7 protein-coding genes are annotated in these 12,881 nt (G+C 73.2%); 2 read left to right on the forward strand and 5 right to left on the reverse strand.

The window, feature by feature from the left end; translation table 11 throughout:
- Positions 1 to 42: 42 nt before the first annotated feature.
- A complete protein-coding gene (locus tag ACFPLC_RS36450; protein ID WP_378192630.1) occupies positions 43 to 1,044 on the reverse strand; it encodes a LacI family DNA-binding transcriptional regulator in 1,002 nt (333 codons plus the stop codon).
- Positions 1,045 to 1,147: 103 nt separating this feature from the next.
- On the reverse strand, positions 1,148 to 2,536 hold the full coding sequence (locus ACFPLC_RS36455; protein ID WP_378192632.1) for an amino acid permease: 1,389 nt from the start codon (positions 2,534 to 2,536) through the stop codon (positions 1,148 to 1,150).
- Between the two features lie 150 nt (positions 2,537 to 2,686).
- Here ACFPLC_RS36455 and ACFPLC_RS36460 point away from each other — a divergent pair, with 150 nt between their 5' ends.
- Positions 2,687 to 3,592, forward strand: a complete 906-nt coding sequence (locus ACFPLC_RS36460) for a glutaminase (protein WP_378192634.1) — start codon at positions 2,687 to 2,689, stop codon at positions 3,590 to 3,592.
- A gap of 12 nt (positions 3,593 to 3,604) precedes the next feature.
- On the opposite strand, the gene ACFPLC_RS36465 is transcribed toward ACFPLC_RS36460, so the two are convergent.
- The 3 genes from ACFPLC_RS36465 to ACFPLC_RS36475 form a co-directional block, all read right to left on the reverse strand.
- Entirely contained in the window at positions 3,605 to 4,222 is a 618-nt protein-coding gene (locus ACFPLC_RS36465; protein WP_378192636.1) for a helix-turn-helix transcriptional regulator, read from the reverse strand.
- Positions 4,219 to 5,328 (reverse strand): threonine synthase, encoded by a 1,110-nt coding sequence (locus ACFPLC_RS36470; protein WP_378192638.1) that lies wholly within the window; start codon positions 5,326 to 5,328, stop codon positions 4,219 to 4,221. Before ACFPLC_RS36470 ends, ACFPLC_RS36465 begins: the two co-directional genes overlap by 4 nt.
- Before the next feature lie 126 nt (positions 5,329 to 5,454).
- Complete coding sequence (locus ACFPLC_RS36475) at positions 5,455 to 5,601, reverse strand: hypothetical protein (protein ID WP_378236055.1); 147 nt, start codon at positions 5,599 to 5,601, stop codon at positions 5,455 to 5,457.
- Between the two features lie 496 nt (positions 5,602 to 6,097).
- Here ACFPLC_RS36475 and ACFPLC_RS36480 point away from each other — a divergent pair, with 496 nt between their 5' ends.
- The gene (locus ACFPLC_RS36480; protein WP_378192640.1) at positions 6,098 to 12,877 is read left to right on the forward strand and encodes an SDR family NAD(P)-dependent oxidoreductase; all 6,780 of its coding nucleotides are present in this window, start codon (positions 6,098 to 6,100) and stop codon (positions 12,875 to 12,877) included.
- Positions 12,878 to 12,881: the final 4 nt, after the last annotated feature.

A 12,881-nucleotide genomic window follows, 5' to 3' on the forward strand; every position in this document is an offset into this window, starting at 1 on the left:
CGCCTCGCAGTGTGCTGCGCGGCGGGACCGGGTGTCAAGGGATCAGGCGGATTCGCGCAGGTGGAGGCGGGCGCGGACGATCAGTTCGGCGGCTTCGAGGGGTGCCGCGCCGGTGACCAGCCGGGCCGCCTGCTCGACGGCCAGCCCGCCGACCGCCCGGGTGTCGATCGCGACGCTGGAGAGCTCCGGCTCGACCAGGGTGCCGAGGGTGAGCCCGTCGAACCCGAGCACGGCGAGGTCGGCGGGCACACGCAGGCCGAACCGGCGGGCCTCCCGCAGCGCCCCGATGGCCATCACGTCGTTGAAGGCGAACAGGGCGGTGACGTCGGGGTGGGCAGCGAGCAGGGTGGCCAGCGCGGCACCGCCGCCGTCGACGCTCTGGGCGCCGGCGGCGATCCAGCCGGGCTGCACGGGTACCCCGCACTCGGCGGCGGCCCGCAGAAACCACCGGCGGCGGACGCTCGGGGCGGGCTGCCCGTCGAGCATGCCGATCCGCCGGTGCCCGCGCGAGACGAGGTGGGCGACGGCCTCGCGGACGCCGTCCTCGCCGTCGATCACCACCCCGCTGAACCGCGGCGTGCGTGGTTCGCGGTCGATCAGGACGACCGGGATGCCGGCGGTGAGGCGGTCGAGGTCTTCGTCGGACCGGCCGAAGTAGCCGGTGACCGCGTCGACCTGGGTGCCGATCACCCGCAGCGTGGCCAGTTCCTGCTCGGGGTCGTCGGCGGTGTCGTGGACGACGACGTGCCAGCCGCGGGCGCGGGCCGCCTCCAGAGCCCCCTTCGCGACCTCGGTGAAGAAGGGGTTGAGCAGGTCCGGCACGACGAGGCCGATCGTGGTGGTGTCCGGCCGGACCAGGCCGCGGGCGAAGCGGCTGGGGCGGTACCCGAGTTCGCGGACGGCGTCGAGGACGCGCTGCTTGGTCGAGCCGTCGATCTCGGCCTTGTCGTTCAGCGCGCGCGAGACGGTCTGCCGGGAGACCCCGGCCGAGCGGGCGACGTCGTGGATCGTCACCCGCCGGGGTTCCGTGCTGCTCGAGGACACGCGTCGAGTATGCCCGCCCACCCTCGGCGCGCATGCAGTGAATGACTCATTCCTGGCGTCGGACGCCAGGAATGAGTCATTCACTGCATCGAGGGGCCGGGTGCTAGGCGGCCGGGGTGCGTTCGCGGCGCTTCACGAAGCGCCAGCCCACCGCGAGAACCACCGCGAGCACCGGGATCGAGTAGAACGCGATCTTCTCCGCGCCGTCCGAGAAGCCCATCAGCACCACCACCAGCGCCAGGAATCCGAGCGTGGCCCAGCCGCTGTACGGCGCCCACGGCATCCGGTACGACGGGCGCTCCAGCTCGCCGCGCAGGGCGGCTTGGCGCAGCCGCAGCTGGCAGAAGATCAGCGTGGCCCAAGTGCTGATCACGCCCAGCGACGCGATCGCGATGGCGATGTCGAACGCCTCCTTCGGCACGAGGTAGTTCAGCACCACGCCCAGCACGTACGCGACCGACGTGAACAGGATCCCGCCGTAGGGCACCTGCCGCCGGCTCATCCGGCTGACGAACGACGGCGCCTCGCCCTGTTCGGCCAGCGACCGCAGGATCCGGCCCGTCGAATAGAGACCGGAGTTGACGCTGGACAGCGCCGCGGTCAGCACCACCGCGTTCATCACGTCGCCGATCCCCGGGATACCGAGCCGGCTGAACACGGTGACGAACGGGCTTTCGTCGCCGCTGTAGAACGGCCACGGCAGCAGCATCGCCAGCAGCAGCACCGAGCCGACGTAGAACACGCCGATCCGCCAGACGACGCCGTTGATCGCCTTCGGCAGCACCTTGCGCGCGTCCTTCGTCTCGCCGGCCGCGATGCCAACGACCTCGATGGCCGAGTAGGCGAAGATGACCGCCTGCAGAGTCATCAGCGCGATGCCGATGCCCGCGGGGAAGAGTCCACTGTGGCCGGTCAGGTGGTGCACGCCGGCGGGGGTGCCGCCGATGTCCGCGCTCGTCAGCACCAGGCCCGCGCCGACCACCAGGAACACGACGATGGCCAGCACCTTGACCACCGAGAACCAGAACTCGAGCTCGCCGAACACCTTCACCGACAGCAGGTTCACCACCAGCAGGACACCCAGCGCGATCAGCGCGGTGATCCACTGCGGCACTTCCGGCAGCCACTTGTGCACGTAGATGGCGACCGCGGTGATCTCCGCGATCCCGGTCATCGCCCAGTTCACCCAGTACATCCAGCCGGAGGCGAAGCCGGCCCACGGCCCGATGAACTTCCGCGCGTAGGTGACAAAGCTGCCCGAGCTGGGCTCGTGCAGGACGAGTTCGCCGAGCGCGCGCATCACGAAGTAGGCGGCGAGCCCGCAGATCGCGTAGGAGAAGATCAGCGACGGGCCGACCTGGTGGAGCTTGCCGCCGGCGCCGAGGAACAGCCCGACGCCGATCGCGCCGCCGATGGCGATCATCTGCACTTGGCGGTTGCCCAGTGCTTTCGAGTAGCTTTCACCTTTTTCGGTGAGCAGCGAGGAATCCATGGTTACCGGACGCTAGAGCCGTGTGCGGGAGGTCACCAAGCGGGCTAAGGAAAACTTAAGGTGTGCCGGACATCACGGCGGGAACGGCCCGCTTCCGATTCGACCGGGGGCGCCCGCGGTCCGGATCGGACCGCCTTCTACGCTCGGCCCGTGGATCTCGCGGCGCTGCTGGACCGGATAGCCGACGACGTCGCGCCGGAGATCGGCCGCGGCGCCGTCGCGGACTACATTCCCGCGCTGGCCAGGGTGGAACCGGGGCGGTTCGGCATGGCGGTGGCCGAAGTGGACGGTGCGGTGCACGGCGTCGGCGACTGGGAGCGGCCGTTCTCCGTGCAGAGCATGTCCAAAGTGTTCACACTGGCGCTGGCCCTTTCGCGGAGCGACGGCGTGTGGGCGCGGGTCGGGCGCGAACCGTCGGGTGACCCGTTCAATTCGCTGGTCCAGCTCGAACACGAGGACGGCATTCCGCGCAACCCGTTCATCAACGCGGGCGCGCTGGTGGTGACCGACGAACTCGCCCGCCACGGCGACGCGGCGGACGCGCTGCTGGCCTTCCTCCGCCGGGAAAGCGGCCGCCAGGAGATCGCCGTCGACCTCGAGGTGGCGGCCTCGGAGGCGGGGCACGCCGACCGCAACCGCGCCCTCGCCTACTTCATGGCCTCCTACGGCAACATGCGTCACCCGGTGCCGTCGGTGCTGGACCAGTACGTCCGCCAGTGTTCGATCGCGATGAGCTGCGCCGACGTCGCCCGGTCGGCGTTGTTCCTGGCCCGCCACGGAGTCCGCAACGACGGCTCGCGGCTGCTCGGGCTGAGCGCGGCGAAGCGGATCAACGCGGTGATGCTGACGTGCGGCACGTACGACGCGGCGGGGGAGTTCGCCTACCGCGTGGGCCTGCCGGGCAAGAGCGGCGTGGGCGGCGGCATCGTGGCGATCGTCCCGGGCCGGTGCGCGGTGTGCGTGTGGAGCCCGGGACTGGACGCCCGCGGCAACTCCGTCGCCGGTGTGGCCGCGCTGGACCGGTTCACGACGCTGACCGGCTGGTCGATCTTCTGAGTCGGCCCGGGCTCAGCGCAGGTAGTTGTAAACGCTGGCCCGCGAGATCCCGAGCAGGTCGGTCAGCGCCGGCACCGCGTTCTTCAGCTCCAGGAAGCCCCGCTCTTTCAGGGCGCGCACCAGGTCCTTCTTGGCCGCTGCCGGAAGGCTGCGCGGGGTGTGGCCGCGCTCGGTGGCGTAGTCCTCGACCACCGCGCGCAGCTCGTCGGCCGTGCGGGCGCGCAGGGACTCGGTGAGCGGGGCCGGTGCGTCGGTCGCCGCGAGCCGGGTCAGGGCGTGGGCCGCCGAGCCCAAGAGGGACACGTCGAGGTTGAGGCACAATGCCGCGACATACTCGCCGCGGCTGTTGCGGAGGCCGATCGAGGTGCTCTTCGCCGGCCTGCCGTCGGGGAAGCGGTTCGGGTAGTTCTGCAGCACGTCCGGGAAGTCCGCGTCGGCGATCCGGGCGAGGCCCAGCTCGGTGGCCGGGTCGCCGACCGCGCGGCCGGACAGGCCGCCTTCGATCGCGCGGATCGCGTGAGCCGGGTCGCGCAGGTCGTGCAGCACCACCTCGCACAGTCCGGGGAACATCCGGCCGACGGCGTGGGCGATCTTCTCCGCCTCGCGCAGCAGCAGCTCGTCCTCGGTCATCCGATCAGCTCCCGCAGCTTGTCCGCCGCCTTCAGGCCCGAGCCGGTGAGCACGACGACCGTGGTCTCCCCGGGCCGGATGGCACCCCGCGCGCGGAAGACGTCGATCGCCGCCGCGGCCGTGGCGCTGGTCGGCTCGGCGTAGAGGCCGAGGGACGCCAGGCGGCGGGCGGCCGCGGCGATGGCGTCCTCCTCGATCGCGGCGGTGTCGCCACCCGAGCGCCGGATCGCCGCGACGACCTCCGGCAGCCGCACCGGACGGCGGATCGCCGTTCCCTCGGCGACCGTCGGGGCGAACGGCGGCGGCTCCCGGTCGTGGAAAGCCGCGTCAACGGGGGAGCAGTTCCGCGGCTGCGCGACGAGCAGCCGCGGGCGCTTCGCGATCGACCCGGCTTCGAGGAGCTCCCCGAACCCGAGGTCGCAGCCCAGCACGATGCTGCCCGCGCCGGCCACGGTGACGACGGCGTCCGGCGCCCGGAAGCCGAGGTCCTCCCACAGCTCGTAGGCGAGGGTCTTGGTGCCCTGCAGGAAGAACGGGTGCCAGTTGTGGCTGGCGTAGGTCGTGCGGTCCGAGCGGCGGACGGCTTCGGCGGCGGTGTCGTCGCGGGTGCCCGGCACCAGCTCCACGACCGCGCCGTACGCGCGCGTCTGCAGCACCTTCGCCGGCGAGGTCCCCTCCGGGGCCAGGACGGTCGCCGCGATCCCGGCCGCGGTGCTGTAGGCCGCCACCGACGAGCCGCCGTTGCCGGAGCTGTCCTCCAGGAGCTCGCGGACGCCGGCACCGGCCAGCGCGGAGACCATGACGCTGGACCCGCGGTCCTTGAAGCTGCCGGTCGGGCTGAACCATTCGAGCTTGAACCGCACGTCGGTGCCGCCCCAGACCTGCGGGACGAGTGGGGTGCAGCCTTCCCCGAGCGACACCGGGCGGAGGTCGCCGGGCAGCGCGGCCCGGTACCGCCAGAGCGAGCGGACACCCGTGTCGACGTCTTCCGGGCGCAGGCCGGGCCGGGCAGCGACGGTCAGCGGAGCGCCGTCGTCGCCTCGCCAGCGCCGGGGGTCACCGGGGTAGCGCCTCCTGGACCGCTCGTCGGTGTACCAGTACTCCACCCCTACCTCCTCGCCTGGACGAACAGTCCAAGCTTAGACGTACTGTCTAGTGCTACTCCGCAGTACGCGAAATGTCTTCAGCTTCTTCTCAGGAAAAGCTTGTAACGCGCGGGCGGAAAATTTCGATCACCCGTGCCGGCCGGCGTACCGCTGGTGGCTGCCCGAATACTGCCGGTCGTCCCCGGCGGGGTGGCCATGGCCGCCGATGTCCCCCGTTCGTGGTCTTGTGAGCACCGAAAATCCGGCGGGCGCGACCACTCCACTGTGGACCACCGGCGCTCTGCGCGGGGCTGCCGCGTATTCTCCTCTCGATTCGTCCGATGCTCCGGAAATGCACCACGAAATCACCGAAAACAACCGGGGAAGAGTGGTGTGTTCGGGTTATCGAAGCGAACATCTCCGCACACCCGCTTTACCGGCGGGATAAGCGCGGCGAGGCGCGGGGAAACCGCGGACCCGACGGTCGGCGTGGTCCGGCCCGGGCAACGCGGCCGCGTCCGTCGGGCGGGATGGCTTGCGCCGTGCGGCGCCGCGGGCCGGGTGGACCACGCCGGGGAACCGGTCTGCCGCGTCCGGTCCGGGCAATGGTGGCACCCCCGCGAGGGCGAGAACGTGACGGCGACGTTAAATTCTTGCGCCGTCGGCCTGGTCGATCCCGAATTTTCTGAACCTCGGCTATGAAATCGCGGTGGGTTGTTGACGGCACCGAAGGAACCCGCTTAAGTACTCCCCGTTACCCATCACCCTTTCGTGCGTAGCGGGAGTTCCCATGCGTCTCTCGAAAGACGACTCCGTGCCGGCCGAGCTGGTCGTCGCCGTGTCGCCGCTGCGATGGCCGTCGGCGCGCGGGGTCGCCGCCGCGGCGCGCGGGGGCGGGCTCGGCGTGCTCGACCTGACGGCCGGGGGTGCCGCCGCCGCGGAAGAACTCGCGCTGCTGGCCGAATGGGGTGTCCCGGCGTTCGGCGTCCGGGTGGCGCGACCGGCCGACCTGCCCGACGCCGTGACCACCGTGCTGCTGACCGAGGACGCCGGGTGCACACCGGGGGACTTCCCGGGGCGGCACGTGCTGGCCGAGGTCACCTCCCGCGCCGCGGCCCGCCGGGCCGTCGCCGCCGGTGTCCACGGCCTGATCGCCCGCGGCCACGAATGCGGCGGCCGGGTCGGGGAACTGAGCACGTTCGTGCTGCTGCAGGCCCTGCTCGCCGACGAGACCCTCGCCGTCCCGGTGTGGGCGGCGGGCGGCATCGGACCGCACACCGCCGCGGCCGCCGTCGCGGGCGGCGCGGCCGGGGTCGTCGTCGACACGCAGCTCGCGCTGCTGCCGGAAGCCGAACTGCCCTCGGCGCTCACCACCGCCGTCACCGGGCTCGACGGCTCGGAAACGACCGTCGCCGACGGTGTCCGCGTCCTGGCCCGGCGGGGCATCGAACCCGTCGAGGCAGGCCAGGACGTCTTCCTCGCCACCCGGTTCCGCGACCGCTGGGGCACGGTGACGGCGGCGGTGCGCGGCCTGGCCGACGCCGTCGGCGAGGCGCTGCGCCTGCCGGACGCGGTGCTGGGCCCGGGCAGCGCGGGCAGCCGCGCACTCGGCACGGCGCTGCCGGTCGCGCAGGGCCCGATGACCCGGGTCAGCGACCAGCCCGCCTTCGCGGCGGAGGTCGCCTCGGGCGGGGCGCTGCCGTTCATCGCGCTCGCCCTCTCCGGCCCCGACCAGACCCGCGACGTGCTGGAACGAACCCGCGCGGCCGTCGGGGACGCACCCTGGGGCGTCGGTGTCCTCGGCTTCGCCGCCGACGACGTCAAGGCCGCGCAGCTGGCCGTCATCCGCGAACTGCGGCCGACGCACGCGATCATCGCCGGCGGCCGCCCGGCCCAGGCCGCGGCCCTGGAAGACGCCGGCATCGCCACCTTCCTCCACGTGCCCTCGCCGGGCCTGCTGAAGCAGTTCCTCGAGGCGGGCGCCCGCAAGTTCGTCTTCGAAGGCTCCGAATGCGGCGGGCACGTCGGCCCGCGCACCAGCTTCCCGTTGTGGGAAGCCCAGCTCGGCGTGCTCGCCGACTTCCTCGCCACCACCCCGGACGCGGCCGCCGACCTGCAGCTCCTGTTCGCCGGCGGCATCCACGACGAACGCTCGGCCGCGATGGTGGCCGCCCTCGCCGCCCCGGTGGCCGCGCGCGGTGCGGCGATCGGCGTGCTGATGGGCACCGCCTACCTCTTCACCCGCGAGGCCGTCGACGCGGGCGCCGTGCTCCCGCTGTTCCAGCGCCGGCTCCTGGAAGCCGAGCACACCGACCTGCTCGAAACCGCGCCGGGCCACGCCACCCGGTGCGTGCGCAGCCCGTTCACCGAGGAGTACGCGGCGATCAAGGCGGACCTCGCCGAGCGCGGCGTGCCCAGCCGCGACGCCTGGGAGCAGCTCGAAACGCTCAACGTCGGGCGGCTGCGCCTGGCGAGCAAGGGCATCGAGCGCGTCGGCGCCGAGCTGCGGGACGTCGCCGAAGACCGGCAGCTCGCCGAAGGCATGTTCATGGCGGGCGAGGTCGCCGTGCTGCGCTCGGCCGTCACCACGATCGCCGCACTGCACACCGCGGTCGGCGAGGGAGCGAACGCCTTCCTGCGGGCGCGGGCCGCCGAGTTCGGCGTCACCAAGACCGCACCGCCTGCGCCCGAACCGCTCGACATCGCGATCGTCGGCATGGCCTGCATGTTCCCCCAGGCCCCCGACCTGGCCGCGTTCTGGGCGAACGTCCTGGCCGGCGCGGACGCCGTCACCGAGGTGCCGCCGCAGCGCTGGGACACCTCGCTGTACTACGACCCGGACGGCCAGGGGGAGCGGACGCCGTCGCGCTGGGGCGGTTTCCTGCCCGAGATCGGTTTCGACCCGCTGAAGTACGGCATCCCGCCGTCGTCGCTGGCCAGCATCGAGCCCGTGCAGCTGCTGGCCCTGGAGGCCGCGCACCGCGCGCTGGCCGACGCGGGGTACGTCGACCGCGCGTTCGACCGCGCCCGGACGTCGGTGGTGTTCGGCGCCGAGGCGGGCAGCGACCTGTCGAACGCGATGACGCTGCGTTCGGTGCTGCCGTCGTACGTCGGCGAGCTGCCGTCCGAACTGGACGAACGGCTGCCGAAGATCACCGAGGACTCCTTCCCGGGCGTGCTGGCCAACGTCATCGCCGGGCGGATCGCCAACCGGCTCGACCTGGGCGGGGCCAATTACACCGTCGACGCCGCGTGCGCGTCTTCGCTGACCGCGGTCGACGTCGCTTGCAAGGAGCTGACCGCCGGGACCAGCGACCTCGTCCTCTGCGGTGGCGCGGACCTGCACAACGGCATCAACGACTACCTCCTGTTCGCCTCGGCACACGCCCTTTCGCCCACCGGCCGGTCGGCGACGTTCGACAGCGCCGCCGACGGCATCGCCCTCGGCGAAGGCGTCGCGTGTATCGCCCTGAAGCGCCTGGCCGACGCCGAACGCGACGGCGACCGCGTGTACGCCGTGATCAAGGGCGTCGGCGCGGCTTCGGACGGCCGGGCGCTGGGGTTGACGGCGCCGCGGCCCGAAGGCCAGTACACCGCGCTGACCCGCGCGTATCGCAACGCCGGTGTCTCGCCCGCGCACGTCGGGCTGGTCGAGGCGCACGGCACCGGCACCGTCGTCGGCGACCGGACCGAGCTCGGCACGCTGACGAAGGTGTTCACCGAGGCCGGGGCCGCGCCCGGCGCGTGCACGATCGGCTCGGTCAAGTCGCAGATCGGGCACACCAAGTGCGCCGCCGGCCTGGCCGGGCTGATCAAGGCCGCCCTCTCCGTGCACACCGGCGTCAAACCGCCGACACTGCACCTTTCGGCGCCGAACCCGGCGTGGGACCCCTCGACCAGCCCGTTCGTCTTCCAGCCGGCCGCGCAGCCGTGGACCGCCCCGCCGGCCGAGCGGTTCGCCGGGGTCAGCGCGTTCGGCTTCGGCGGCACCAACTTCCACGTGGTGCTCGGCGCGCACGACGGCGTCCCGCCCGCGCAGGCCGCGGACGAGTGGCCCGCGGAACTGTTCACCTTCGCGACGGAACCGGCGGCTCGGGAGCTGCTGGACCTGGCCACCGACGTCCCGGCGGGCCGGGAGCCGTGGCGGCTGCGGGACCTGGCGCTGGCGGCCGCGCGGCGGGCGCAGGGTCGCCCGGCGCGGCTCGCCGTCGTCGCGTCCACCGTGGACGAACTGGCCGGACTGCTGCGGCAGGCGCTGGCCGGGCACGACGCGCCCGGCGTGTTCCGCGCGGACGACGCGGTGGCGGGCGAGGTCGCGGTGCTGTTCCCCGGCCAGGGCAGCCAGCGGCCGGGCATGTTCGCCGAACTGTTCGTCGCCTTCCCCGACCTGCAGCGTTACCTGCGGCTCGACCCGGCGACGACCGAGACCGTCTTCGGCCCGGCGGTGTTCGGGGAGACGGCGCGGCAGGAGGCCCTGGCGCGGGTCACCGACACGCGCGTCGCCCAGCCCGCGCTCGGGATGGCCGGGCTCGCCGCGTTCCGGCTGCTGACCCGCGCCGGCGTGCGGCCCGCGATGCTGGGCGGCCACAGCTACGGCGAGCTGGCGGCGCTCGCCGCGGCGGGCGCCCTCACGCCGGAAGGGCTGGTGCACGCGAGCCACGTCCGGGCGGCGGCGATCCTCGACGCGGTCCCGGACGGCGACCCGGGCGCGATGGCCGCGGTGTCGGCGTCGGCCGCCGAGGTGCAGGCGGTGCTCGGCGCCTCGCCGGTCGTCCTGGCCAACCACAACTCGCCCCGGCAGACGGTGATCTCCGGGCCCACGGCCGACGTCGAGGCGGCGGTCGGGCAGCTGCGGGACGCCGGGCTGGGCGCGAAGCGGATCCAGGTCGCGTGCGCGTTCCACAGCCCGCTGGTGGCGTCCGCGGGGGAGGCGTTCGGCGCGGCGCTGGACGCGATCGGTGTCGTGCGCCCCGCGGTGCCGGTCTACGGCAACCGGACAGCCGCGCCCTACCCGGCTTCGCCGGACGCGATCCGCGATGAGCTGGCCGCCCAGCTGGGCGCGCCGGTCCGGTTCGTCGAGCAGGTCGAGGCGATGTACGCGGCCGGGGCGCGGGTGTTCGTCGAGGCCGGGCCCGGGACCGTGCTGGGCAGGCAGGTCGCCGCCATCCTCGGCGACCGGCCGCACCGGACGGTCGGGTTCGAACAGCCGGGCCGCCGCGGCCTGCCGGGCTTCCTCGGCGCGCTGGCGCAGCTGGCGGTGGCCGGTGTGCCGGTCGAGACGGCCTGGCTGTTCCGCGGCCGTGACGCGGTGGACACGTTCGTGGTGCCGCGGCCGAAGCGTCCCGGGTGGACGGTCGACGGCCACCTGCTCCGCGCGGCGGACGGCACGATCCCGGCGGGTGCGCTGCGTCCGGCGGAGCGGATTTCGCTCGGCGTGGTGGCCGCGGCGCCCGCCACCTCGGAGGCGATGGTCGCGGACTTCCTGCGCACGAGCCGCGAGATGATCGCGGCCCAGCGGGACGTGCTCCTCGGCTTCCTCGGCACGGAAGCGCCGTTGCCGGTCTCTGCGCCGATCACGGTCCCGGTCGTCGAGCCGCCGGTGGTGGTGCCGGTCGCGCCGTCCGGCGCGGCGTCGGTGCTGGAGACCGTGGTGGCGGTGATCGGGGAGCGGACGGGGTATCCGGTCGAGATGATCGAGCCCGACCTCGATCTGGAAGCCGACTTGAGCGTGGACTCGATCAAGCGCGCGGAGATCGCGGGCGAGCTGGCGTCCCGGCTGGGGCTCGCGGGTGGTGACGTAAAGGAGTTCGCCAAGGCCCGGACAGCGGCCGCGATCGCGGAGCTGATCGGCGCCCCGGACCCCGCGGCGGCTTCGGTGCTGGAGACCGTGGTGGCGGTGATCGGGGAGCGGACGGGGTATCCGGTGGAGATGATCGAGCCCGACCTCGATCTTGAGGCTGACCTGAGTGTGGATTCGATCAAGCGCGCCGAGATCGCCGGGGAACTGGCGTCCCGCCTGAACTTCAACACCGGCGGCGACATCGAGGAACTGGCCAAGGCCCGCACGGCGGCGGCGATCGCCGACCTCATCGACAGCGAGCGCCCCAAGGCCGCCTTGGGGGGTGCGTCTGACGCACCGAAGGCCACATTGGGGCGCTCTGGACCGGGTGAGCCTGCGCCGCTCATTGTTGCGCCGAGACGGCTGATCATGGCCGAGACCGAGCTGGCACCGGCGGGGGCTCCCGAGGTTGCCGGGCGGAAGTTCCTGCTCCTCGGCCACGGCCCGCTCGCCGAGGCCGTCCGGGCCCAGCTCACCACGCTGGGCGCCACCGCCGAGGTCGCCGACGAGGTGCGCGCCGGGTTCGACGGTGTCCTGTTCCTGCCGGGGACCGCGCTGCCGTCCGCCTTCCCGCAGTACCAGGCCGCCCTCGCCACCAAGCCGAGATGGCTGCTGACCGCCGGCCCCGGCGAAGGCCTGCGCGGCTTCCACCGCAGCCTCGCCCGCGAATACCCGGACACGCTCACCCGCGTGGTCGAACTGCCACCGGACGAAGCGCCCGAAGCCCAAGCAAGGGCGCTCGTCCAAGAACTGTCCACAGTAGACCGGGAACCGGTCGTCGTACGCAAAGGCGGCAACCGCACCGGCTTCCGGATGACGGAGCAGGACCTCGGCCCGCTCGGCAGCAGCGGCGCCGGACCCGCGGGCGACGGAGCCGCCGAAGCCGCCGCGATCGGGCTGGACCGGGACTCGGTCGTCCTGCTCGTCGGCGGCGCCAAGGGCATCACCGCCCGGTTCGCCGCGATCCTGGCCGCGGCCGCCGGCTGCCGGATCGAACTCCTCGGCCGGACCCCGGTGCCCGCCGGCCAGGACGAATACCCGCAGGCCACAACGGCCAACGGCCTCCGCGCCGCGCTCATCGAAAACGGACTGAAGAGCCCCGCCGAGATCGAACGGACCGTCCGCCGGATCCAGGGCGAACGCGAGGTCCGGCGGACGCTGGCCCAGCTGGAAGCCCTGGGCAGCCCGGCGCGCTACCAGTCGGTCGACATCCTCGACGCCGAAGCCGTGCACCGCGCGGTCAAGGAGATCCACGCCGAGCACGGCCGCCTCGACGGCATCGTCTACGCGGCCGGCGTGATCGAGGACAAGCTCGTCGCCGAGAAGACGCCGGAGTCGTTCGAGCGCGTGTACGGCACCAAGGTCGACGGCGCCCGCACCCTCCTCGAAGCCACCGCCGACCTCCCCGACGAGCCCGCGTTCGTGGTGCTCTTCGGCAGCATCGCCGCGGCGCTCGGCAACCGCGGCCAGTCCGACTACGCCGCCGCCAACGACGCCCTCGAAACGCTCGGCCGCCGGTGGCCCGCCGGACGCGCGGTGACCGTCCACTGGGGACCGTGGGCCCCGACCGGCGAACACGACGGCATGGTGACCCCCGAGCTGATGCGGGACTACGCCCGCCGCGGCATCGCGCTGATCGACCCGGAGGAGGGCACCCTCGGCCTGCTGCGCGAGCTGGCCTGGGGCCGTCCGGACACCGGGGCCGTCGTCCACACCGCCTCGGGCTGGTGACGGA

The organism is Amycolatopsis plumensis (assembly GCF_042652605.1).
In the GTDB taxonomy this organism is placed as follows: domain Bacteria; phylum Actinomycetota; class Actinomycetes; order Mycobacteriales; family Pseudonocardiaceae; genus Amycolatopsis; species Amycolatopsis plumensis.